Genomic DNA, 23,230 nt, shown 5'->3' with positions numbered 1-23,230 from the left:
GTCCCGAATCGGAGTCCTGCGCGATGAGCCAGAGACGTCCGTGCCCTCGCCGCGCGCTGAGCGACAAGAAAAGATCGACGGTCGGAAAAGCCAAATATTCAAATATTGCGCTTTGTTGCATAATTGTAACCATCTGGAAACTAAGGATAATTCCTTCATCCAAAAGGTCAAAAGTGCTGCAAGAATAATGTGCGGAAAGATTTGAGCATCGCCCATGGCGGTGCGCTAAGGGGACGGGGCCGTTGGTCGTCGGAACGAGGCCTCGATGCGTTCAGGCGGTGGCCAATTCATCGCTGGATTACCCGGTTCAAGGGCACAGGCGATTACGTCCAACATTGACCATGAGACAGCTGAACAGTTGATTTGACCGACTGCTGTCTTTCCCGCCTCGATCTCCGGGCGAGCCGACTTGGTGATCGCGCCTGAAGTTGACGGTCATCACGCCTCCTGCCGGCAGGTTGGCTGCTATTGTCAGATGTTGACGTGATCAAGGTAGACGGGCGGCGCAGCTGTGCCGACCGATTCCTCAAGCCGCTTGCGGCCACCGTTCTGGATGTAGATGTCTGGCGAAGGCAGCGCATCAACTTGCCCGATGGGCAAGTCAGCATTGATGAAATCCAGACGCTGCCGGCTGAATTACCAAGTCGTTTTTACGGAGTTTCGAGATCGACGTTCCACCACATCTCGGAAGACTGGACTTCATAGATATCGGGTGGAAAATGGTGCCCAGAAGAGGACTCGAACCTCCACGTCCATACGGACACCAGCACCTGAAGCTGGCGCGTCTACCAATTCCGCCATCTGGGCACAGATGTCGTGAGAGCGGCGTTTAAGGTGAGCCGAGGGCCGTGTCAACGGGATTCCAGGCGCTTTTCGCGGGCAATCGGCTATTCAACCGGGCAGGCCCTGCGCATGTGAGGTCTGATCGCCGGGCGGCGGGGTCCATATTGCTTGTGCCATGCAGGTCGCGGGAGTAAACGGGCAGGTGATTTTACCTGCGGCAGAGGAATGATGGGCATGTCCAAGCTGGTCACGATTTACGGCGGTTCGGGATTCGTGGGGCGTTATATCGCCCGCCGGATGGCCAAGCAGGGCTGGCGTGTGCGGGTCGCGGTTCGGAATCCGAACGAGGCGATGTTCGTCAAACCCTATGGTGTCGTTGGTCAGGTCGAGCCGGTGTTCTGCAACATCCGCGATGACGCCAGCGTGCGTCATGTCATGTCCGGTGCCGATGCGGTCGTGAATTGCGTGGGCACCTTCGATGCCCGGGGCAAGAACAACTTCGAGGCTGTCCAGAACGAAGGGGCGACGCGTATTGCCCGGCTCGCCTCTGAAGAGGGCGTGGGCCGTCTGGTGCATATCTCGGCCATTGGTGCGGATGCCGAAAGCGCCAGCGAATATGCCCGGAGCAAGGCCGCGGGAGAGGCGGGCATCCTGTCGAACTTTGCGTCGGCGGTGATCCTTCGGCCCTCGATCGTGTTCGGCCCCGAAGACGGCTTCTTCAATCGTTTTGCCGAAATGGCGCGCCTTGGACCAGTCCTTCCCGTCGTGGGCGCCGAGACCCGGTTCCAGCCGGTCTTTGTCGATGATGTGGCAGCGGCGGCAGAGGCCGGGATCCTGGGCCGGGCTGCCCCCGGCATTTATGAGCTGGGCGGTCCCGAGACGGCGACATTCCGCGAATTGATGACCCAGATGCTGGAGATCATCCGGCGGCGCCGCCTGATCCTGAACATGCCGTTCTGGTTCGCGCGCATCATGGCGGGGCTTTTCCGGGTCGGGAACATCCTCAGCCTTGGCATCGTGAAGGCGCCGATCACCGCCGATCAGGTCGAAAGCCTCAAGGTCGACAACGTGGTTGCCGACGGCGCGTTGGGTCTGCCCGATCTCGGGATCACGCCGACCTCGATGGAAGCGGTGCTGCCGGAATACCTGTGGCGGTTCCGCCCGTCCGGCCAATATGCCGAGATCAAGGATTCGGCGCGCAACCTCAAAACTTGATCCGACCTGATTTTCTGAACGTCTGAACGCGCGCGGCGGAAGATCAGGTATAGGCCACCCAAAGCAGAATCACGCCGAGGATCACCCGGTAGATCACGTAGGGCGTGAAACTCACGCTCTGCAAAAGCCGCATCATGAAACTCAGCGCTGCCAGCGCTGCGACAAAGCTGAGGGCTGCGACAATCGCCCCGTCGCGGGCCGCGGCAAGATCGGCATCTCTTACGACATCGAGGCCAAGCAGCGTGGCAGAGGCGATGATCGTCGGGATCGACATCAACATCGAGAGTTTGGCCGCGCTGCGCCGTTCGTATCCCAGGATGCGAGCGCCCGTGATCGCAATGCCGGACCGCGAGGTTCCGGGGATCAGCGCGACTGCCTGCCACAGCCCCATGATCACCGCGTGCCGCATCGTCCATTGCCCTGCGACCCGCTCCTCGGTGCCGCGCCGGTCAGCCCAGTAAAGAACCAGCCCGAAGATCAGCATCGCCCAGCCAATCACCGCAACCGACCGCATCGCCTCCGACAGGCCCGTCACCTTCAGGATCAGGCCCACGATGATCACCGGGATCGTCGCCACGACAAGCGCAAGGGCCAGAAATGCCCCCGGCGTATCAAGACGCCCCCGGGCGAGGTGGCCGAGGCCCCCCAGTGCCAGCGCCACATCCGCCCGGAAGAACAGGACGACCGCGGCCAGAGTTCCCACGTGGGCGGCGACGTCGATCACCTGCCCCTGATCGTCCAGACCGGTCAGGCCCGGCAGCAGGACAAGATGCCCCGAGGACGAGACCGGAAGAAACTCGGTCAGGCCCTGAATCAGGGCAACGAGGATCAGGTGATAGAGTGCCATCGAGCGCCCCTTGATTCGACTGATCGCACCCTAGCTGGAACCGCGAAGGGTGAAAGAGGGTCATTGGGTACCGATCCGGACCTTTTTTCCGGCGAAATCAATCACAAGATCAGGTGTCGTGATGCAGAAAAGATAATTTAAGTCAGGTTTACTGACTTTTCTTTTCCAAAAGCCCGGATTACAGAAGCGGTAACAGTTGGAGGACGTAACTTGGCTGAGAACAAGATGCTCAAATTCGTGACGGTCGGACGCGATATGCCCGAAAAGCGTGATGCAGAGGCGCGCCGTCAGGACTTCGACGAGATTTATGGTGAATACGCCGCTGAAAAGGCCGCCGAGCAATCCGCGCGGTGCAGCCAGTGTGGCGTGCCCTATTGCCAGACCCATTGCCCTCTTCACAACAACATCCCCGACTGGCTGCGCATGACGGCCGAGGGCCGTTTGCGCGAAGCCTACGAGCTTAGCCAGGCGACCAACACCTTCCCCGAGATCTGCGGACGGATCTGCCCTCAGGACCGCCTGTGCGAAGGCAATTGCGTGATCGAACAATCCGGTCATGGCACCGTCACCATCGGCTCGGTCGAGAAGTACATCACCGATACGGCGTGGGAACAGGGTTGGGTGGCCCCGATCCGCCCCGCGCAGGAGCGGAAGGAAAGCGTCGGCATCATCGGTGCGGGCCCTGCCGGGCTTGCCGCGGCCGATATGCTGCGCCGCGAAGGCGTTCAGGTCACGATCTATGATCGCTATGACCGCGGCGGCGGGCTTCTGACCTATGGCATCCCGGGCTTCAAGCTCGAGAAGGATGTGGTGATGAAGCGTATGGCGCAGCTCGAGGATGGCGGCGTGACGTTCGTCATGAATTGCAACGTCGGCGAGGACATGTCATTCGAGGAAATCAGGTCCGCGCATGACGCCGTCCTGATTGCGACGGGTGTCTACAAGTCCCGCGATCTGCAGGCGCCGGGCGTCGGTGCAGACGGGATCGTGCGTGCGATCGATTACCTGACGGCCTCAAACCGCAAGAGCTTCGGCGATGACGTGGCTGAGTTCGACAGTGGCGAACTGAATGCCGAAGGCAAGCGGGTCGTCGTGATCGGCGGTGGCGACACGGCCATGGATTGTGTGCGCACCGCAATCCGTCAGGGCGCCGAGAGCGTCAAATGCCTGTATCGCCGCGACCGCGCCAACATGCCCGGATCGCAGCGCGAGGTTGCCAATGCAGAAGAAGAGGGCGTGGAGTTCATCTGGCTGACCGCGCCCAAGGGGTTCACCGGCGAAGCCGGGTCGAGCGAGGGAACCGGCCCCGTGCGCGGCGTTGTCGTCGACAGGATGCGGCTGGGTGCCCCAGATGCCACTGGCCGCCAGATGCCCGAGCTGATCGAGGGTGCCGACTACATCGAAGAGGCCGACCTCGTGATCAAGGCGCTCGGCTTCGAACCTGAAGACCTTCCGGCGCTATGGGGTGTCGAAGGTCTCGAAGTGACCCGTTGGGGCACCGTGAAGGCAGAATTCGAAACCGGCCGCACCAGTCTGCCGGGCGTCTATGCCGCGGGGGACATCGTTCGCGGGGCGAGCCTTGTTGTCTGGGCGATCCGGGACGGGCGGGATTGTTCCGCCGCGATCCTCGAGGAGCTGGGCCAGAGTGCAGCGGTGGCAGCGGAATGATCATCGGATCCCGCAAAATGTCATCATCCCGGCGATTTCGCAGGCCGGTCCGGGTCTCCGTCCGGATCGCGGCTCTTGCTGCGCTGGGATCGGTCACCGCCGTGACGCAATCCGCCGCGCAGACATTCGAGCCGCCACCCGGTTGCAGCGGAGTTCTGACCGTTCAGTCGAAGTCGTGCCTCGTCACCCACGTCTGGACCTGTGAAGGCGATGCCGAGGGCGAGAAATGGATCGCGCTCTTCACCCGGATCGGGCCGTTCAACATCCGCAAGGTCGACGAGAATTTCCAGTGGCTCGAGACCTATTACGCTCAGGATGGCAAGGTCGAGACGATGGTCGTCCCCGCGGCCGATCCGCCAAGCCTGACGGAGCTGTTCGAGACGCAGACCGACACGTATGATTTCGTCATCCAGAACAATATGGGTGAACCGGATGAACGTGTCCGGGGTTTCGATCTGTTGACCGGGGAGACCGTGGTCATCGACGGCGAACCCCTGCTTGCGACCGAGTTCGGCTATGAGACCGTCTTGCCTGATGGAGAAGTTTCCTACCGGGGTGCGGGCGCCCAGTTCGTGAGCGAGGAACACCGGCTGTTCTTCCTCGGGACATCATGGTCGGCCGACGAGCCTGATGATGTAATGGACGCAAGTCCCGTCGATTTCATCTATCCGGGCGAGCCGGGGTTCTTTGCCTCGAGCCCGGTTTATGATTGCGGCGCGATCCCGACAGCGGCTGACGAATGATCCGGATTGCAGCCCTTCTTCTGTTCCCCGTTTCGGCGGTGGCGCAAGCCCCGGTTACCTTGCCGGTCGGCTGCGACGCCTATGTGACGATCCAGAAGCGAAGCTGCATCGTGAGCCATGTGTTCACCTGTGACACCGATCCCGCGGGGCACCAGCGTCGTGTCGATTACGATGCGACCGGCATGACCTACATGGGCCGCATCGACAGCGAAACGCAGTGGATCGAAAGCTTTCACGTTCGCGCCCAAAGCGTCGAGCGCCTTTCCCCCCAGCCCGCCGATCCGGCATCCTTTTCTGAACTGGTCGCGACGGGAATCGACAGCTGGGATTTCCAGACAACGTCTGATCCCTTCGCCGTTACCGTTTACCGTGGTTTCGACAGGCTAACGGGCGCGACGGTCACCATCGATGGCGTTCCACTGGAAGAGACGGAATTCGAGGTCACCGTGACCGATGGCTTTGGCGAATTCCTGTGGTCGGTCGAGGGACGGGAATTCATTCATCGCGACTGGCGCATCTTTCTTTCAGGCGTCCGCACGATGACGACCCCGATCGATGAATATCAGACCGATGGTCGTCCGGTCGAATTCATCTTTCCCGGAGAGCAGGGTTTCCTCTCGGCGGAACCACGGCACGATTGTGGTGAAATGATTTCAAAGGGTTCATGATGCGAATTTTATATGCCCTTTTGCTGATCCCGTCAGCCGCCTTTGCGCAGGATCAGGTCTCCCTACCCGACGGCTGTACCGGCCTCGTGACCGTTCAGATGAAGTCCTGCACCGTCAGTCATCACTTTACCTGCGAGGCCGATCCCGATGGCTTGCGTCGGCGCGTCGATCTAGATGACGGCGGTCTGACATATACCGGGGCAGTCGATGCCGAAACCCAGTGGATCGAGAGCTTCCATTTCCGGTCCGATCATTCCGAACGGCTGGAAGAAAGCCCGACGGACCCCGCCTCGTTCACGCTTCTGACCGAAACCGGCGCGGACACCTACGACTTCCGCACGCTGTCCGACGAAGTCGGAACAACCCGCTACGTCGGTGCAGACACCTTGACCGGAGAGACCGTGGTCATCGACGGGCAAGATCTTCTGCGCACGACCTATCGTATCCGTGCCGTCAACGAAGCGGGCGAAGAGCTTTGGTCGTCCGAAGGCCGCGAATTCATCCACCCGGAGTGGCGCGTCTTTCTTGCGGGCGAGGGCACCTACCGGATGCCGGACGGTGAAACATTCGAGGTCGACGACACGCCGGTCGATTTCATCTTTCCGGGCGAAAGGGGCTTCCTCTCGCCCAACCCCGTTTATGGTTGCAATGCCGTCTTGTCGTCTTTCAGCCCGGATTCAGGGCAATGACATCTCAAACCAGATACGGGGCAGGGTCCCAAGGTGTCCGTGCAGGCATGTGCGGAAACCGTGACCCGTCGATAAGCCAATACCGTTACGGCCGCGGATTGCGGCGTAACACAGGTCGAGGAGCAAGCAATGACCAACACATATGACGAAACATGGGTTGCTGCCGAGGAAGCCAAGCGCAAGTGGATGGCCGAGAACGGCCTCTATCGCGAAGAGGACGAACATGCCTCTTGCGGCGTGGGCCTCGTCGTTTCGATCGATGGGACGAAATCCCGCAAGGTCGTGGAAAACGGTATCGCGGCGCTCAAGGCCGTCTGGCACCGGGGGGCCGTCGATGCAGACGGCAAGACGGGTGATGGTGCCGGGATCCACGTCGAGATTCCGATCCCTTTCTTCGACGACCAGATCCGGCGCACCGGTCACGAGCCGATCAAGGACAAGCTGATCGCGGTCGGTCAGGTATTTCTGCCCCGCACGGATTTCGGCGCGCAGGAAATCTGCCGCACGATCGTCGAGACAGAGGTCCTGCGCCTTGGCCATTACATATATGGCTGGCGGCATGTACCGGTGAATGTCGCGGTCCTCGGTGAAAAGGCGAACGCGACCCGACCCGAGATCGAGCAGATCCTGATCCGGTGCGAAAAGGACATGAGCCAGGAAGAGTTCGAGCGTGAACTCTACGTGATCCGTCGCCGCATCGAAAAGGCCGCGGCCGCGGCCCAGATCGGCGGGCTCTACATGGCGTCGCTGTCCTGCCGGTCGATCATCTACAAAGGCATGATGCTGGCCGAGCAGGTGGCGGATTTCTATCCCGACCTTCAGGACGAGCGTTTCGAAAGCGCCTTTGCGATCTATCATCAGCGCTATTCGACCAACACCTTCCCGCAATGGTGGCTTGCCCAGCCGTTCCGCATGCTGGCCCACAACGGTGAGATCAACACGCTCAAGGGCAACCTGAACTGGATGCGCAGCCACGAGATCCGCATGGCCTCTTCGGCGTTCGGCGATCAGGCCGAGGATATCAAGCCGATCGTGCCGCAGGGCTCGTCCGACAGCGCCGCACTGGATGCGGTGTTCGAGGTCATGGTGCGGGCCGGGCGCAACGCGCCTATGGCCAAGACGATGATGGTGCCCGAGGCGTGGTCCAAGACCGCGACGGATCTGCCTCAGTCCTGGCAGGACATGTATGCCTATTGCAACGCCGTGATGGAGCCGTGGGACGGCCCTGCCGCGCTGGCGATGACAGACGGGCGCTGGGTCTGTGGCGGGCTTGACCGGAACGGCCTTCGGCCGATGCGCTATGTGGTGACCGGCGACAACCTTCTGATCGCAGGGTCCGAGGCCGGGATGGTCCCGGTGGACGAACGCACGGTCGTGGAAAAAGGCGCACTTGGCCCGGGCCAGATGATCGCCGTCGATATGGAAGAGGGCGTTCTGTATCACGACCGCGAGATGAAGGACAAACTCGCCTCGGCGCAGCCCTACGCCGATTGGATCGAAAAGGTCGTCGACCTGAACGAGGTGTTGAGCGATGTGCCCGAAGCCTCGGTCTTCGAAGGCGAAGAGCTGCGCAAGCGTCAGATCGCAGCCGGCTATTCGATGGAGGAGCTGGAACAGATCCTGGCACCCATGGCCGAAGACGGAAAGGAAGCCATTGCCTCGATGGGCGATGACACGCCTTCTGCTGTCCTGTCGGAAAAGTATCGGCCCCTGAGCCATTTCTTCCGTCAGAACTTCAGTCAGGTCACAAACCCGCCCATCGACAGCCTGCGGGAAGCGCGGGTCATGAGCCTCAAGACCCGGTTCGGCAACCTCAAGAACGTGCTCGACGAAGATTCGAGCCAGGCCGAGATCCTGGTTCTCGAAAGCCCGTTCGTGGCCAATGCCGAATTCGACGCCATGGTCGAGCAGTTCGGCGATGCTGTCGCGATCATCGACTGCACCTTCCCTGCGGGCGGTGACAGGACCGCGCTTCGCGCCGCGCTGACCCGTGTCCGCGAGGAGGCCGAGGACGCCGTGCGGTCGGGTGCCGGTCATCTGGTTCTGACGGACCAGCATCAGAACGCCGACAAGGTGCCGATGCCGATGATCCTCGCGACAAGCGCCGTTCACAGCTGGCTGACGCGCAAGGGGTTGCGGACCTTCACCTCGATCAACGTCCGGTCGGCGGAATGTATCGATCCGCATTACTTCGCGGTCCTGATCTCGTCGGGCGCGACGACGGTCAACGCCTATCTGGCGCAGGATTCGATTGCAGACCGTATCCGCCGTGGCCTGATCGAAGGCAGCCTGACGGATGCGATGCGCCGGTATCGCGCCGCGATCGATGCGGGGCTCCTCAAGATCATGTCCAAGATGGGCATCTCTGTCATCTCGTCCTATCGGGGCGGCCTGAACTTCGAGGCCGTGGGTCTGAGCCGGGCACTTTGCGCCGAATACTTCCCCGGGATGCACAGCCGCATTTCCGGGATCGGGATCGCCGGTATCCAGAAGAAGCTTGAGGAAATCCACGCCAAGGGCTGGAAGAGCGCGACCGATGTCCTGCCGATCGGCGGGTTCTACAAGGCGCGCCGTTCCGGCGAAAAGCACGCCTGGGAAGCGACGACCATGCACATGATGCAGGCCGCCTGCGACCGCGCCTCGTATGAGCTGTGGACGCAGTATTCGCGCGCCATGCAGAACAACCCGCCGATCCATCTGCGGGATCTTCTGGCGATCAAGCCGTTGGGAGAGGCGATCCCGCTAGAAGAGGTCGAATCGATCACCGCGATCCGCAAGCGGTTCGTGACGCCGGGGATGAGCCTTGGCGCCTTGTCGCCCGAGGCCCACAAGACGCTGAACGTCGCGATGAACCGTATCGGCGCCAAGTCCGACAGCGGCGAAGGTGGCGAGGATCCGGCGCATTTCGTGCCCGAACCCAACGGCGACAACCCGTCTGCCAAGATCAAGCAGGTGGCCTCTGGCCGGTTCGGCGTGACGGCCGAATACCTCAACCAGTGTGAGGAACTCGAGATCAAGGTCGCTCAGGGCGCCAAGCCCGGCGAAGGCGGGCAGCTGCCCGGCATGAAGGTCACGGATCTGATCGCCCGGCTTCGGCATTCGACCAAGGGTGTCACCCTGATCTCGCCGCCGCCGCATCACGACATCTATTCGATCGAGGATCTGGCGCAGCTGATCTACGACCTCAAGCAGATCAACCCGCGCTGCAAGGTGACGGTCAAGCTTGTCTCGTCCTCGGGTGTCGGCACGATTGCCGCCGGCGTGGCCAAGGCCAAGGCCGACGTGATCCTGATCTCGGGTCACAATGGTGGCACGGGTGCCTCGCCTGCGACGTCGATCAAGTACGCGGGCCTCCCGTGGGAGATGGGCCTGACCGAAGCGCATCAGGTTCTGGCGATGAACAACCTGCGCGAACGGGTCACCTTGCGGACGGATGGTGGCCTGAGGACAGGTCGCGATATCGTCATGGCCGCCATGATGGGGGCCGAGGAATATGGCATCGGCACCGCCGCCCTGATTGCGATGGGCTGCATCATGGTGCGTCAGTGCCAGTCGAACACCTGCCCCGTTGGTGTCTGCACGCAGGATGAACGGCTTCGGGCCAAGTTCACCGGCAATGCAGAAAAGGTCGTGAACCTGATCACCTTCTATGCGCAGGAAGTGCGTGAGATCCTTGCCTCGATCGGGGCGCGCAGCCTCGAGGAAGTGATCGGTCGCGCGGACCTGCTGACGCAGGTCAGCCGCGGCTCGGCGCATCTGGACGATCTCGACCTGAACCCGCTGCTGATCACTGTCGATGGTGCGCATCAGATCAGATACGATCGCACCAAGCCGCGCGAAGAAGTGCCGGATACGCTGGATGCGGAGATCGTGCGCGATGCGGCACGGTTCCTCGCCGAAGGCGAAAAGATGCAGCTGGAATACGCGGTTCAGAACACCCACCGCACCATCGGCACACGCACCTCGAGCCATATCGTCAGCCGGTTCGGTATGCGCAACGAGTTGCAGCCCGATCACCTGACGGTGAAACTCAAGGGTTCTGCCGGCCAATCGCTGGGTGCATTCGGTGCGCCGGGCCTCAAGCTCGAGGTGTCGGGCGATGCCAATGACTATGTCGGCAAGGGTCTGTCCGGCGCCACGATTGTCGTGCGTCCGCCCATGGCCTCGCCACTGGTGGCGCATGAGAACACGATCATCGGCAACACCGTTCTTTATGGTGCGACCAACGGATATCTCTTTGCCGCCGGTCGCGCGGGCGAACGGTTCGCTGTGCGCAATTCGGGTGCGAAGGTCGTGGTCGAGGGCTGCGGGTCGAACGGCTGCGAGTACATGACCGGTGGCGTCGCCGTCATCCTTGGTGAGATCGGAGCCAATTTCGGGGCCGGCATGACTGGTGGCATGGCCTATGTCTATGATCCTGAAGGGCTCGCCCCGTCGCTCATGAACATGGAAACGCTGGTGACCTGTCCGGTGACTATGGATCACTGGGAAGCCGAGTTGCGCGGTCTGATCGAAAGGCATCTGGCCGAGACGGGAAGTCGGAAAGCCGCCGATATCCTTCAGCACTGGGCCAGTGAAAAGGGCCACTTCGTCCAGATCTGCCCGAAGGAGATGTTGCCCCATCTCAAGGTTCCCCTGAGCGAGGAGTCGGCTTCGGTTCCGGCGGAGTAATCCTCAATTTGGACACAATTGAAGGGCCCCGGCATGCGCTTGGGGCCCTTTTCGTGCAGATCCACCCAAATTTACCTTGGTTGTTTCCAATTGAGGCCCGTTTCAGCGGCGATTGTTTCCTCGGTAATCAATGTCGAGGTGATCTATGGCGATCTATACAGACCAGTTCTACGTCATGGATCCGGGCAATCCGCCGCCCGTCGGGACCCCGCTGACAGTCGAGACGTTTGATTTCGAAGATGCCGACGACAACGATCTGATCGAGCCGAATGTCGGAGACGAATTCGACGGCTCCGAGATCACATCTGTCTGGGTCAACGACCAGATCACCGTCGTCTATTCCGACGGGACCTCGGATACGATTACAGGGATCACCTATTATACTGCGGATGGCCGGGCGGTCTTTACGCCCAATGACGGCACGATCCTGCAGGATTCGACCTTCGTCTCTTCAACCTTTGTGACCGTCAGCACCGAACATGATGTCGGCGACCTTGGGCCCCCCTGCTTCGTCGCGGGCACCTTCATACGAACCGCGCGCGGGCTTTTGCCGATCGAGGACCTCGTGGTTGGCGATGACGTCTGGACAAAGGATCATGGTCCGATCCCGATCAGATGGCGCGGCAAGAGACGGATTGCCGGAATCGGAGACTTCGCCCCCATCCGGTTCGATGCGGGTGCATTCGGCAACCCGCGGCCCCTGCTTGTATCACCGCAGCACCGGATGCTTGTCACGGGCTGGCGAGCAGAGTTGTGGTTCGGCGAGGAGGAGGTTCTCGTGGCTGCCAAGCATCTTGTCAACGGCACGTCGATCCGGGTCACGCCGATGCGGCAGGTCGAATACCACCACATCCTGTTCGACGGTCACGAGATCGTCGAATCCGAAGGTATCCTGTCGGAAAGCTTTCACCCCGGTGCCTATATCATGGGCACCGATGACGTCATGCGTAACGAGATATTCGAGCTTTTCCCCGAACTGAGAGCCAAGCCCGAGACGGCCGTGCCGCGCACTGCGCGCGTTGTTCTCAAGGGGAGCGAAGCGTCTGTTCTTGGCGCGCCGGTCCTGATGGCGGCCTAGATCACCGGACAGGCACCTGCCGTCGGCTCGGCAAATTGCCCGATGCCGGCGAATACCGGACTTGACGTTTGATCTACGTGAAAGGCTTATGGCGCCATGGCCAAGAAAGCAAAGACAAGGCAGGCAAGGAACAAGGGGTCTGACGACGCAAGGCCAGCGCCGCGTCGCCGGTTCCGGCCGTTCCGCTGGCTGTTTCGCTGGATCATGCGCCTGTTCTTCGGGGCGATCGCGGTCGTCCTTCTGGCCGTCATTGCCATCGCGGCGATCGACCCGCCCATCACGCCCTACATGTATCAGGAACGGCAAAGGCTGGATGAGATCCGGTCCGAATGGGTCGATCTTGACGAAATCGCACCCGTGATGGCCCGGTCGGCAGTGGCCGCCGAAGATGCCAACTTCTGCGAACACTGGGGTCTTGATCTCGATGCGATCCGGCAGGCGATGGAAGACGGCGCCGTCAGGGGGGCCTCGACCATCAGCCAGCAGACGGTGAAGAACGTCTATCTCTGGCATGGCCGGTCCTATGTGCGCAAAGCCGTCGAGGCCCTTCTGACGCCGGTGGTCGAGGCGGTCTGGTCCAAGCGGCGCATCCTCGAGGTCTATCTGAACGTCGCCGAATTCGACGAGGGCGTGTTCGGTGTTCAGGCTGCTGCGCAACACTATTTCGGCGTTGATGCCGCCGACCTGAGCGCGGTTCAGGCAGCCCGCCTTGCCGCGGTGCTCCCCAATCCCAAGAACCGGTCGGCGTCGAACCCGTCATCTTTCGTGCGCAGCAGGGCCGCCAGCATCGCGGATGGGGCGGCAACGATCCTCGCGGATGGGCGGGCGGCCTGTTTCAGTGGTGATCGGGATTGAATACGTCCCGCCGCGGTGGCATTGATCAGCCATGCAACCGGAACGCTCGACCAACGCCCTCTATCATTTTCCTCTTTCGCCGTTCAGCCGAAAGGTTCGCCTGAGCCTTGCCGAAAAGAAGATCGAGGTTCAGCTGATCGAAGAGAAGTATTGGGAAAAGGATCCCGATTTTCTGCGTCGCAACCCTGCGGGCAAGGTCCCTGTCCTGCGAATCGGAAGCCGGACCTATTCCGAAAGCAGCGCGATCTGCGAATATCTCGAAGATACCTATCCCGATCCCCCGCTGCTGCCGCGCGATGCCGAGACCCGCTACGAGGCGCGCCGCCTTGTGTCGTGGTTCGATGACAAGTTCCATTCCGAAGTGACGTCCAAACTCATGGGCGAACGGGTGTTTCGCAAGGTCATGGGCACCGGCTATCCCGACAGCGCCAACGTCAAGTCCGGTGCCCGCGCGATCAAGTATCACATCGACTACATGGCCTGGCTTCTGGATCAGCGGCGCTGGCTTGCCGGCGATACGATGACGCTGGCGGATTTCGCGGCCGCCGCGCATCTCAGCTGCCTCGACTACATCTCGGATGTCGACTGGAACCGGTCGGACGCGGTGAAGGACTGGTATGCCAAGATCAAGTCGCGTCCGGCCTTCCGGTCCATCCTTGCCGATCAGATCCCCGGCTTCCTGCCACCCGCGCATTATGCCGACCTCGATTTCTGAGCGGCAGGTGCCGGACGGCACGTTGTCCGCGGCTGACATCCACGTGCCCAGACTTGCGCAGGACAGATGACGGACGGGCTCAAAGAAGCCCTCCGCGCCGAAGCATTGGATGCCGGTTTCGTCGATATGGGTGTCTGCCGCCCCGATGCGATCCCCGACGCGGCCGGTCGGCTGGCAGAATTCGTCGCGGACGGACGGCACGGGCAGATGGGATGGATGGCCGAGCGGATGCACTGGCGCGGCGACCCGGCCGCGCTGTGGCCCGAGGCGCGGTCGGTCATCATGCTGGCCGAGGCCTATACGCCCCAGCACGATCCGCTGGAGGTTCTCGAACACAAGGACCGGGCGGCAATCAGTGTCTATGCACAGGGCCGCGATTATCATGACATAGTGAAGAAGCGCCTCAAACGTGTCGGCCGATGGCTCATCGCGCAGGTGCCCGATGCCGAAATCAAGGTCTTCGTGGATACCGCACCGGTGATGGAAAAGCCGCTTGCGCAGGCTGCCGGTCTTGGCTGGCAGGGCAAGCACACCAACCTTCTGGGCCGCAATCTAGGCAACTGGGTGTTCCTCGGGGCGATCTATACCACCGTCGAAATCGAACCCGACCCACCCGAGGTCGAGCATTGCGGTTCATGCCGGGCCTGCCTTGATGTCTGTCCGACCGACGCCTTTCCCGCGCCGTTCCAGCTCGATGCGCGGCGCTGCATTTCCTACCTCACGATCGAGCACAAGGGCCCGGTGGACGAGGCGCTTCGCCCCGGCCTCGGGAACCGGATCTATGGCTGCGACGATTGCCTTGCCGTTTGCCCATGGAACAAGTTCGCCGTTGCCGCCCACGAGATGCGCTACCTCAATGCCGAGGAGGCGCCCCGGCTTGCAGACCTTGCCGGCCTTGACGATGCCGCTTTCCGCGCGCGGTTTTCCGGCAGTCCCATCAAGAGGATCGGACGCGACCGGTTCGTGCGCAATGTTCTCTACGCCATCGGCAATTCGGCTGATCTGGCTTTGACCGGTGCGGCGCAGCGTCTTCTGGACGATCCCGATCCTGCCGTGGCAGACGCCGCGACATGGGCGGTTGCACGCCTGTCAACTGGCTCGGGCGCCGGGATGGGCTAGGTCTTTGGGTGAACGAAGGAGGCCCCATGAGACAGAAACTTGTTATTGCTGCGATGTTGTTCACCCCTCTTGGCGTGACCGCCCAGGAAGTTGCACAAGGCGAGGCCAATGCGGATTTCGCTCCAGCCTTCGAAAACCAGACCCGTGCCCCCGCTCTGCCGACCACTGCCGTCGCGACCGAGGTATTCGTCGATGGCCTGTCGCATCCCTGGGGGATCGCGACCCTGCCCGGTGGTGGCTGGCTGGTTACCGAACGGCCGGGCCGGATGCGGGTCATCACGCCCGACGGTCGCATGTCGATCCCGGTCGAGGGCTTGCCCGAGGTCGATGACAGGCGGCAGGGCGGATTACTCGATGTGGCGGTCAGCCCCGATTTCGCCGAGGATCGCACCGTTTTCTGGACCTATGCGAAACGGGTTCCGGGCGGGACGGTCACGGCCGCGACCCGTGGGGTCATTTCCGGGGATTTCACCCGGATGACCGAGGTGCAGGACATCTTCGTGCAGGAGCCGCCGTCACGGCACCCGATGCACTACGGCTCCCGGATTCTGCCGCAGGCTGACGGGACGGTCTGGATTACCACCGGCGAACATTCCGCCGCCGACGAACGCGACCGGGCGCAAGAGATCGATACGACCTATGGCAAGGTTGTCCGCGTGACCCGCGACGGCGACCCTGCACCCGGCAATCCCTACATCGGCCGCGACGGGATCGATACGATCTGGTCGCTTGGTCACCGCAATATGCAAGGCGCCGCGGTGCATCCCGTCGACGGTGCCCTTTGGACGGTCGAGCACGGGCCGCGGGGCGGTGATGAGCTGAACCGGCCAGAGCCCGGCGGCAATTATGGCTGGCCCGTCGTCAGCTATGGCATCGAATATCGCGGCAGCGATGTCGGCTCCGGTCAGGCGCGTGCGCCCGGCTTCGAAGAACCGGTCTATTACTGGGATCCGGTGATCGCCCCAGGTGGCATGATCTTTCACAGCGGCAACGGGTTCGACGACTGGGCGGGCGATCTTTTGATCGGATCGCTCAATCCCGGTGGGCTGGTGCGGCTGGAACTCAACGGGGACCGTGTCGCCGGGGAGGAACGGCTTGTGCCCGAACTGGGGCGCGTCCGGGATGTCGAGGAACTGGCCGACGGATCACTTCTGCTGCTGATCGATGCCCCCGAACCCTTTGGCGAGATCGTGCGCATGACCGCCCGTTGATTTTGGCGTTCGGGGTTTCCATGTTAGGGTAAGTCCCCTGACAAAAGGAGGAGACGACATGACACGTCATCTTATCGACAAATCCGGAGACCCCGTCACCAAGGAGATGCGGGCCGCATTCCTCAGGCTCGACAAGTCCAAGAGGCTTCATCCGGCGGTCCGCAAGGCCCATGCCCGGGCGACCGAACGCAGCAGCGACGGACGCCTCGGCCAGTTTCTGCGGATCGATCGTCAGACTCAGGACTGACCGGCGATAGGGACTTTTCCCCGCGGCTGGGATTGATATTGCTGCATGGAAAGGAATGTCCATGCAGCCCCTCCGCGGTATCGCTTTCAAAATCGTATCCGTTTGCATCTTCGTCGCCATGGTCTCTCTTATCAAGGCGACGTCAGAGCATGTTCCACCGGGGCAGGCGGTCTTCTTCCGGTCATTATTCGCGATCCCCGTCATCCTTGTCTGGCTGGCCGCGCGCCGCGAGCTCGGCTCCGGTCTCAAGACCGATAATCCTATGGGCCATCTCTGGCGTGGTCTGATCGGGACTACGTCAATGGGCCTTGGATTTGCGGGCCTTGGACTGCTGCCCCTGCCCGAAGTCACCGCGATCGGCTATGCGGCGCCTTTGCTTGTCGTCGTGTTCGCGGCGATGTTCCTCAATGAAAACGTGCGCCTTTTCCGGCTGTCGGCGGTCGCACTCGGTATGATCGGCGTGATGATCGTGCTGTCACCGCGTCTGTCGGTCGGTGCCGATCTGAACACGGCCGAGACGCTGGGCGCTGTTGTCGTTCTTGGTTCGGCGATCTTTGCGGCCCTTGCGCAGGTCTTCGTCCGCAAGTTGGTGCGGACCGAGGGGACGGCCGCGATCGTCTTCTGGTTCTCTGTCACGGCAACCTGCATGTCGCTTCTGACTATTTTCTGGGGTTGGGTCTGGCCCTCGCCACGCGAGGCGGGCCTTCTGATTCTGGCCGGTGTTCTGGGGGGTATTGGTCAGATCCTGCTGACAACCAGCTACCGGCATGCGGATGCATCGCTGATTGCGCCGTTCGAATATACCTCGATGCTGCTCGCCCTGGGTGTGGGCTACCTCGTCTTTGACGAGGTGCCGACGCTGACCATGATCATCGGCGCCGCGATCATCATCGTGGCCGGCGTGTCGATCATCCTGCGCGAACGTCATCTGGGCCTCGAACGCGCGCGGCAACGCAAGGCGATGCCGCCCTCCAACGGATGAGCGGCTTGCGCAGATGATCTGCTCGATATAGCCCGATCCCATGGCTCAGGATAAATCTCTTCGTCGCAAGCAACAGGTCTTCACCCTTCTGGTCGAGGTCGGCAGGAAGGCCGGCGACGGTCTGCCCGAAGGCGCGACAGGCGGCGCGTTGATGTGCTTTGCCTCTGGCGTCGATGAGGCCGAGGCCGTGCGGGAGACCGTCGCGATCCTGAAACAGGCCGATCTGAACCCCCTTGATGTCAGCGGTTATGGCACGCTGGAGGAACGTCTGGCCGAAGGTCACGACATCAGCGATGAGGAACGCGCCCTGATGGATCGCGCGCTCGATGAAAACAGCGTGATCGTCGCGCAGATGACGCCATTCTTCGAAGATGACGACAAGGGCTGATCAGGCGGCCTGCATCTGACGCAGGCTTTGTGCCTCGTAGACCCGCAGCAGTTTGCATTGCGTGGCTATTTCCGGTGAGAGGATCTCGGGCGGCAGTGCTGTCAGGACTGATCGGAAATGCAGGTTCGGATTGCCTCTGAGCTGGCTGCAATCCAGCGTCTCGACCACGACGCCGGACAGCCTGATCGGGACGGGCCGGTCGAGGACCAGCTGATAATACCTGATCAGCGGATCCGACAGAAGCTCATGCGCATGGCGGGCCGGGACGATGGCCACGTTGTCTCTAAGATGGCGGACCTGAACGGCGACCTCGGTTTCGCCAAACAGATACTCCACCGCGATACCGCCGAGCCTCAGCCGCGCCGTCCCTGCCAGAACCAGCGGAGTTCTTGCGCCGTGATAGGGCGTGTTGACGCGGAACGGTTCCATCCGGCCGCCGGCGGGCATCTCGCTCGACCCCACCCACCTGACCTGTGCCGGCGCGCCGTCGGCTGCCTTGACCTCGTCGCCGCGTGCGATGCTTGCCAACGGTTTTAGCTGGCCGTCCTTCGTTTCGACCAGTCCCGCGCCATCAAGCCCGGGCAACGGACCGGCCGGGGCAAGCCCCTCGGCAGCGGCCACATAGATCACTTCGTCGGAGATCTGGCAGGCTTGCGGATCGTCAACCAGCCTGCGCAGTTCCGCCATCGACAGACCAAGCGACGAGGGGATCGGCCGGATGCAGTAGGCCCCGATGGAGGGCACCTCTGCCCAGAAGTATCCAAGCCGCGCATCGAGATCCCAGCCATACTGGATCGTCATCCGCGATCCCGCTGGACAGGCAGGAAGGTCGAGGGTGACCAGAAGGTCCGTCTGGCCCCGGCGCATCAGAAGGGCGACCGTCCCGTCGGGATCGATCCTGATCGTGAACAGCAGCGGGTCGGGATCGCGCATCGACATCCGAAGCACGTTTTCAGGCGAGTTCGCGGGATCGGCGAGCCGTTCGATGCGGATCGTTCCGCGCGCCGGTGTCGCGCTTTCGGCAAGCGGGGGCGTGGTCGATGTGGAGGATGGGTGCGGCCGACCAAGGCCCGCCGGCGCGAAACTGCTGGCACTCGCGTCCCGCAAGCCGATCCAGCGGCAAAACAATGCTCCGGCGTCCATGCCTTGAACCACTCCGCTTGGAATGCCATCTGAAACGTGATGGCTGAAGAAGAGAAGAGTCACCCATGCGATACCGGCCTTACCGGCCGGGCGAACCCAAGCCCCAGATTGCACATTAGGGCGGCTTGGCGATCCGTCATGTTGCCAAACGCTGACGGCGCACCACTAGATGTGGGATTGTCGCATGGTGGCCACAGTCATTTCGGGATTGTTCGCCCTAGCGGGTGCCGGTAGTCAGACCCATACCAACCCAGGAGCCATCAGATGGACCAGATAGATCCTGTCGAACTGACACGCGAGCTTGTCAGATGCCCCTCGGTCACGCCCGAAGAGGGTGGCGCGCTCGACCTGCTTGAAGCCTTGCTTGATACCCACGGTTTCGACTGCACCCGCGTCGATCGCGGTGACGTATCGAACCTGTTCGCCCGCTGGGGCGGCAAGGGAGAGGCGCGCACATTCGGCTTTAACGGGCATACCGATGTCGTGCCGATCGGAAATCGTGACGACTGGTCCGTCGATCCTTTCGGGGCGGAGCTGCGCGATGGCACGATCTATGGTCGTGGCGCGGCCGACATGAAATCCGGTGTCGCCGCCTTTGCCGCGGCCGCCATCGATTTCGTGTCCCAGACGCCGCCGGACGGCGCAGTCATTCTGGCGATCACCGGCGATGAAGAGGGCGACGCGGTCGACGGCACCACGGCGCTGCTTGACTGGATGGCCGAGAATGGCGAGGCGATGAGCCATTGCCTTGTCGGCGAGCCGACCTGCCCCACGACGATGGGCGAGATGATGAAGATCGGCAGACGCGGTTCGATGACGGCGTGGTTTACCGTGACTGGTGTGCAGGGGCATTCCGCCTATCTCGACCGGGCCCGCAATCCGCTTCCTGCGATGGCGCGACTGATGGACAGGTTGTCGAGCCACGAGCTTGATACCGGGACCGATCATTTCGATCCCTCGACCCTCGCCGTCGTGACAATTGACACGGGAAACCCGGCGAACAACGTGATCCCGGCGGAATGCCGGTCGACGGTCAACCTGCGGTTCAACGATCTGCATTCGGGCGCGACCCTGACGGAATGGATGCAATCCGAGGCCGACCGCGTTGCCCATGAATTCGGCGTGAGCGTCGACATGAAGGTCAAGATCTCGGGCGAAAGCTTTATTACTCCGCCGGGAGAGCTGTCCGATCTTGTGGCGTCTTCGGTCGAGGCGGTGACGGGCCGCAGGCCGGAACTGTCGACCACGGGCGGCACGTCGGATGCGCGGTTCGTCAAGAACCATTGCCCTGTTGTGGAATTCGGGCTTGTCGGTCAGACGATGCACAAGGTCGATGAATGCGTCGAGGTGGAGCATATCCGAACGCTCAAATCCGTCTATTCCCGGATCCTCGCGGACTACTTTGCATGAGTATCTCGATTGCAGAGACCCGGGATCTGGACGCCTGCTTTGAATTGCGGCGGGTCGTCTTCATCGAGGAACAGGGCGTGAGCCTTGCGGATGAACGTGACGGCCGCGACGACGAGGCCGTTCACCTTCTGGTCCATCATCAGGGCGAACCCATCGGAACGGCGCGCATTCTGGTCTCGAACGACGTAGCCAAGATCGGCCGGGTCTGCGTGCTGAAGCATTACCGCGGCAATGGCCATGGCTCTGCTCTGGTCGAGGCCTGTTGCGCAGCGGCGGCCAAACGCCCCGGCGTTACAATGGCCAAGCTGGGCGCCCAGACCCATGCGATCGGGTTCTACGAGGCGCTGGGCTTTACGGCTGAGGGGCCGGTCTATGACGACGCCGGCATTCCCCATCGGGACATGACCCGCGCCCTGTGACCTCGGGATCGATTGTCCGGTGACGTGCCTTGCGCCCCGTGCTAGGCGAGGATCATGACCGGTATCCCCACGCGAGAGGCTGTCCTGGAATGGATCGCCGATAATCCGACCCTGACCTCGAAGCGCGACATCGCCAAGGCCTTTGGCGTAAAGGGCGCCGCGCGGATCGACCTCAAGCGGCTCTTGCGCGAGCTGGAGGACGAAGGGCTTCTGCAGAAGCGGCAGAAAAGCTATCGCGATCCCGAAAGGCTGCCCCCCGTGACGGTCCTGCAGGTGCGGGAGCCCGACGGCAACGGCGATCTTTTTGCAAAGCCACTTGAATGGCATGGCGAAGGGCCGGAGCCCGTGATCCTGCTCTTGCCGAGGGAGTCCGATCCCGCCCTTGGCGGCGGCGACCGGATTCTTGCGCGCCTGACCGAGGCGGAACCCGGCGACGATCACACCTATACCGGGCGTCTGATCCGCCGGATCGGGACAAATCCACTTCGGATTCTTGGGGTCTTCCGCAAATCGTCCGAAGGTGGCCGGCTCCTGCCCGTCGACAAAGGGTCCACGAAGGAATGGCTCGTGGCCTCCGACAAGACGATGAACGCCAAGGACGGCGAATTGGTCGAGGCCGAGCAGGCCGGGCCAAAGGGGCGTCTGGGCCTGCCCAAGGCCCGCGTCGTCGCCCGGCTGGGCGATCCGACCGCGCCCAAGGCCGTGAGCCTGATCGCGATCCATCAGCATGGCATCCCCGACCATTTCCCCGACGAGGCGGTCGCCGAGGCCGACAGCGCGAAACCCGCGGGCCTGTCCGGGCGCGAGGATTTGCGTGAAATCCCGCTCCTGACGATCGACCCCGCCGATGCGCGGGATCGGGACGATGCGGTTCTGGCGATCCCCGATGACGATCCGCGGAACGAAGGCGGCTTTGTCCTGTGGGTCGCCATTGCGGATGTGGCCCACTACGTGCGCCCTGGATCTGCGCTCGATCGCGAGGCGCGCAAGCGGGGCAACTCGACCTATTTCCCCGACCGTGTCGTGCCGATGCTGCCCGACCGGCTGTCAGGGGATCTGTGTTCGCTCCACGAAAATGTGCCGCGCGCCTGTATCGCGGTCGAAATGAAGATCGATTCCTCGGGCAACAAGCTGTCGCACAGGTTTGTCCGGGGGCTGATGTCGTCTGTCGCTTCGCTGAACTATGTCGAGGTTCAATCGGCAATCGATGGCGAACCGAGCGAGCGGACCGAAGACCTTCTCGAGCCGGTTCTCAGGCCGCTCTACGGTGCCTATGCCGCCCTTCGAAGGGCTCGTGCGGCGCGGCAGCCGCTGGAACTGGACCTGCCCGAACGCCAGATCGTGATCTCGGATGATGGCAAGGTCGTCTCCGTCGATCAGAAGGAACGGCTGGATGCCCACCGCCTGATCGAGGAATTCATGGTTCTGGCCAATGTCGCCGCCGCCGAAACCCTGATCGCCAAGCGCAGCCCTCTTCTGTTCCGGGTCCACGAAGAACCCAGCCCCGAAAAACTGGATACTTTGCGCGAGGTGGCCAAGGCGTCGGGTCTGACGCTGGCCAAGGGGCAGGTCCTTCAGACGCAGCACCTCAACCGCCTGCTGGAACAGGCCCATGACACCGAACAGGGAGAGCTGATCAGCCTCGCCACCCTGCGGTCGATGACACAGGCCTATTACAGCCCGCAGAATTTCGGCCATTTTGGGCTCGCGCTGAAGAAGTACGCCCATTTCACCTCACCGATCCGGCGCTATTCCGATCTGATCGTCCACCGGTCACTGATCTCGGCCCATGGCTGGGGCGATGACGGGCTAAGCCGCGAAGATATCGACAACCTCGACAAGACGGCTCAACAGATCAGCGACACCGAACGACGGTCGATGATGGCCGAGCGCGATACGAATGACCGCTACCTTGCCGCTTTCCTGAATGAACGGGTGGGCGAAGAAATCACTGGCCGGATCAGTGGAATCGCCAAATTCGGCGTCTTCGTTTCCCTCGATGGATCAGGCGCTGATGCGTTGATCCCGATCCGCACTCTGGGGGCGGAATATTTCCACTATGACCGTGACGCCCAGACCCTCATGGGAAGCGACACGGGGCGGGAGATCTCGATCGGGCAGCGCGTGACCGTGAAACTGAGCGAGGTCGTGCCCGTCACAGGCGGGATCGTGGCCGAGCTTGTGGCCATCGAGGACGAGGCATTGCCCAAGGGTCCTCAACGCAGCCGGGGCAAGCCGCCACGACGCAAGGCCGGCGCCGCCAAGAAGGCCGCACAGAAGGCCCGGAAGGTCCGCCGCCGCCGGAAATAGCCCCGATTGGCAACAATCTGCGCAGCCGAGACGCCGGGGTGTCGAGCCTGATCCGGCTGAGATACTGTC

General features: G+C 62.2%; 20 protein-coding genes and 1 tRNA gene. 18 read left to right on the top strand and 3 right to left on the bottom strand.

Annotated elements, in window-relative coordinates:
* Window positions 1-483 precede the first annotated feature (483 nt).
* On the top strand, window positions 484-705 hold the full coding sequence (locus EP376_RS10380) for a hypothetical protein (RefSeq protein WP_127655462.1): 222 nt from the start codon (window positions 484-486) through the stop codon (window positions 703-705).
* 15 nt (window positions 706-720) lie between these two features.
* Here EP376_RS10380 and EP376_RS10375 read toward each other — a convergent pair.
* Window positions 721-807, bottom strand: a tRNA-Leu gene (locus EP376_RS10375).
* Between the two features lie 210 nt (window positions 808-1,017).
* On the opposite strand from EP376_RS10375, the gene EP376_RS10370 reads away from it, so the two are divergent.
* Window positions 1,018-1,998, top strand: a complete 981-nt coding sequence (locus EP376_RS10370) for a complex I NDUFA9 subunit family protein (RefSeq protein WP_127655461.1) — start codon at window positions 1,018-1,020, stop codon at window positions 1,996-1,998.
* 43 nt (window positions 1,999-2,041) lie between these two features.
* Here EP376_RS10370 and EP376_RS10365 read toward each other — a convergent pair whose 3' ends face one another.
* On the bottom strand, window positions 2,042-2,845 hold the full coding sequence (locus EP376_RS10365) for an undecaprenyl-diphosphate phosphatase (protein WP_127655460.1): 804 nt from the start codon (window positions 2,843-2,845) through the stop codon (window positions 2,042-2,044).
* Window positions 2,846-3,055: 210 nt separating this feature from the next.
* Between EP376_RS10365 and EP376_RS10360 the strand changes: the two genes are divergently transcribed.
* From EP376_RS10360 to EP376_RS10300, 13 genes are all read left to right on the top strand, one after another.
* Window positions 3,056-4,513 carry an NAD(P)-dependent oxidoreductase gene (locus EP376_RS10360; protein ID WP_127655459.1) on the top strand — a complete coding sequence of 486 codons (1,458 nt, stop codon included), beginning with the start codon at window positions 3,056-3,058 and terminating at the stop codon, window positions 4,511-4,513.
* A 17-nt stretch (window positions 4,514-4,530) separates the two neighbouring features.
* Window positions 4,531-5,256: a hypothetical protein gene (locus EP376_RS10355; RefSeq protein ID WP_238928716.1), complete on the top strand. Its 726-nt coding sequence runs from the start codon at window positions 4,531-4,533 to the stop codon at window positions 5,254-5,256.
* The gene (locus EP376_RS10350) at window positions 5,253-5,924 is read left to right on the top strand and encodes a hypothetical protein (protein WP_127655458.1); all 672 of its coding nucleotides are present in this window, start codon (window positions 5,253-5,255) and stop codon (window positions 5,922-5,924) included. Before EP376_RS10355 ends, EP376_RS10350 begins: the two co-directional genes overlap by 4 nt.
* A complete protein-coding gene (locus tag EP376_RS10345) occupies window positions 5,924-6,613 on the top strand; it encodes a hypothetical protein (protein ID WP_127655931.1) in 690 nt (229 codons plus the stop codon). The genes EP376_RS10350 and EP376_RS10345 overlap by 1 nt, the downstream gene beginning before the upstream one ends.
* A 129-nt stretch (window positions 6,614-6,742) precedes the next feature.
* The gene (gene gltB, locus EP376_RS10340) at window positions 6,743-11,284 is read left to right on the top strand and encodes a glutamate synthase large subunit (protein WP_127655457.1); all 4,542 of its coding nucleotides are present in this window, start codon (window positions 6,743-6,745) and stop codon (window positions 11,282-11,284) included.
* Window positions 11,285-11,429: 145 nt separating this feature from the next.
* On the top strand, window positions 11,430-12,362 hold the full coding sequence (locus EP376_RS10335) for a Hint domain-containing protein (RefSeq protein ID WP_127655456.1): 933 nt from the start codon (window positions 11,430-11,432) through the stop codon (window positions 12,360-12,362).
* Window positions 12,363-12,458: 96 nt separating this feature from the next.
* Complete coding sequence (mtgA, locus tag EP376_RS10330; protein ID WP_127655455.1) at window positions 12,459-13,217, top strand: monofunctional biosynthetic peptidoglycan transglycosylase; 759 nt, start codon at window positions 12,459-12,461, stop codon at window positions 13,215-13,217.
* A gap of 31 nt (window positions 13,218-13,248) precedes the next feature.
* Complete coding sequence (gene fzlA / locus EP376_RS10325) at window positions 13,249-13,932, top strand: FtsZ-binding protein FzlA (protein ID WP_127655454.1); 684 nt, start codon at window positions 13,249-13,251, stop codon at window positions 13,930-13,932.
* Between the two features lie 66 nt (window positions 13,933-13,998).
* Complete coding sequence (gene queG / locus EP376_RS10320; protein ID WP_127655453.1) at window positions 13,999-15,051, top strand: tRNA epoxyqueuosine(34) reductase QueG; 1,053 nt, start codon at window positions 13,999-14,001, stop codon at window positions 15,049-15,051.
* A gap of 26 nt (window positions 15,052-15,077) precedes the next feature.
* Window positions 15,078-16,262 (top strand): PQQ-dependent sugar dehydrogenase, encoded by a 1,185-nt coding sequence (locus EP376_RS10315; RefSeq protein ID WP_127655452.1) that lies wholly within the window; start codon window positions 15,078-15,080, stop codon window positions 16,260-16,262.
* Between the two features lie 58 nt (window positions 16,263-16,320).
* On the top strand, window positions 16,321-16,509 hold the full coding sequence (locus tag EP376_RS10310; protein ID WP_127655451.1) for a hypothetical protein: 189 nt from the start codon (window positions 16,321-16,323) through the stop codon (window positions 16,507-16,509).
* A gap of 61 nt (window positions 16,510-16,570) precedes the next feature.
* The gene (locus EP376_RS10305; protein WP_127655450.1) at window positions 16,571-17,491 is read left to right on the top strand and encodes a DMT family transporter; all 921 of its coding nucleotides are present in this window, start codon (window positions 16,571-16,573) and stop codon (window positions 17,489-17,491) included.
* A gap of 40 nt (window positions 17,492-17,531) precedes the next feature.
* Complete coding sequence (locus EP376_RS10300) at window positions 17,532-17,879, top strand: hypothetical protein (protein ID WP_127655449.1); 348 nt, start codon at window positions 17,532-17,534, stop codon at window positions 17,877-17,879.
* Here the strand turns inward: EP376_RS10300 and EP376_RS10295 are convergent, their stop codons facing one another.
* Window positions 17,880-19,022, bottom strand: a complete 1,143-nt coding sequence (locus EP376_RS10295; protein ID WP_127655448.1) for a Hint domain-containing protein — start codon at window positions 19,020-19,022, stop codon at window positions 17,880-17,882.
* A 264-nt stretch (window positions 19,023-19,286) separates the two neighbouring features.
* Here EP376_RS10295 and dapE point away from each other — a divergent pair, with 264 nt between their 5' ends.
* The 3 genes from dapE to rnr are packed head-to-tail and all read left to right on the top strand — an operon-like array spanning window position 19,287 to window position 23,161.
* Entirely contained in the window at window positions 19,287-20,432 is a 1,146-nt protein-coding gene (gene dapE, locus EP376_RS10290) for a succinyl-diaminopimelate desuccinylase (protein WP_127655447.1), read from the top strand.
* Window positions 20,429-20,851: a GNAT family N-acetyltransferase gene (locus EP376_RS10285; protein ID WP_127655446.1), complete on the top strand. Its 423-nt coding sequence runs from the start codon at window positions 20,429-20,431 to the stop codon at window positions 20,849-20,851. Before dapE ends, EP376_RS10285 begins: the two co-directional genes overlap by 4 nt.
* Before the next feature lie 54 nt (window positions 20,852-20,905).
* Window positions 20,906-23,161: a ribonuclease R gene (gene rnr, locus EP376_RS10280; protein WP_127655445.1), complete on the top strand. Its 2,256-nt coding sequence runs from the start codon at window positions 20,906-20,908 to the stop codon at window positions 23,159-23,161.
* The last annotated feature ends 69 nt before the right edge of the window (window positions 23,162-23,230 follow it).

The sequence above is a fragment of the Alexandriicola marinus genome, from assembly GCF_004000435.1.
GTDB lineage: Bacteria > Pseudomonadota > Alphaproteobacteria > Rhodobacterales > Rhodobacteraceae > Alexandriicola > Alexandriicola marinus.
The sequence above is the reverse complement of the archived record's forward strand: the minus strand, read 5'-3'. Positions and strand labels throughout refer to the sequence as shown.

Coding starts and splice junctions, on each gene's coding strand:
- fzlA (WP_127655454.1), top strand. CDS start 13,249: ATGCAACCGGAACGCTCGACCAACGCCCTCTATCATTTTCCTCTTTCG.
- EP376_RS10365 (WP_127655460.1), bottom strand. CDS start 2,845: ATGGCACTCTATCACCTGATCCTCGTTGCCCTGATTCAGGGCCTGACC.
- EP376_RS10345 (WP_127655931.1), top strand. CDS start 5,924: ATGCGAATTTTATATGCCCTTTTGCTGATCCCGTCAGCCGCCTTTGCG.
- EP376_RS10305 (WP_127655450.1), top strand. CDS start 16,571: ATGCAGCCCCTCCGCGGTATCGCTTTCAAAATCGTATCCGTTTGCATC.
- EP376_RS10310 (WP_127655451.1), top strand. CDS start 16,321: ATGACACGTCATCTTATCGACAAATCCGGAGACCCCGTCACCAAGGAG.
- mtgA (WP_127655455.1), top strand. CDS start 12,459: ATGGCCAAGAAAGCAAAGACAAGGCAGGCAAGGAACAAGGGGTCTGAC.
- EP376_RS10350 (WP_127655458.1), top strand. CDS start 5,253: ATGATCCGGATTGCAGCCCTTCTTCTGTTCCCCGTTTCGGCGGTGGCG.
- EP376_RS10355 (WP_238928716.1), top strand. CDS start 4,531: ATGTCATCATCCCGGCGATTTCGCAGGCCGGTCCGGGTCTCCGTCCGG.
- dapE (WP_127655447.1), top strand. CDS start 19,287: ATGGACCAGATAGATCCTGTCGAACTGACACGCGAGCTTGTCAGATGC.
- EP376_RS10370 (WP_127655461.1), top strand. CDS start 1,018: ATGTCCAAGCTGGTCACGATTTACGGCGGTTCGGGATTCGTGGGGCGT.
- rnr (WP_127655445.1), top strand. CDS start 20,906: ATGACCGGTATCCCCACGCGAGAGGCTGTCCTGGAATGGATCGCCGAT.
- gltB (WP_127655457.1), top strand. CDS start 6,743: ATGACCAACACATATGACGAAACATGGGTTGCTGCCGAGGAAGCCAAG.
- queG (WP_127655453.1), top strand. CDS start 13,999: ATGACGGACGGGCTCAAAGAAGCCCTCCGCGCCGAAGCATTGGATGCC.
- EP376_RS10335 (WP_127655456.1), top strand. CDS start 11,430: ATGGCGATCTATACAGACCAGTTCTACGTCATGGATCCGGGCAATCCG.
- EP376_RS10315 (WP_127655452.1), top strand. CDS start 15,078: ATGAGACAGAAACTTGTTATTGCTGCGATGTTGTTCACCCCTCTTGGC.
- EP376_RS10285 (WP_127655446.1), top strand. CDS start 20,429: ATGAGTATCTCGATTGCAGAGACCCGGGATCTGGACGCCTGCTTTGAA.
- EP376_RS10295 (WP_127655448.1), bottom strand. CDS start 19,022: ATGGACGCCGGAGCATTGTTTTGCCGCTGGATCGGCTTGCGGGACGCG.
- EP376_RS10300 (WP_127655449.1), top strand. CDS start 17,532: ATGGCTCAGGATAAATCTCTTCGTCGCAAGCAACAGGTCTTCACCCTT.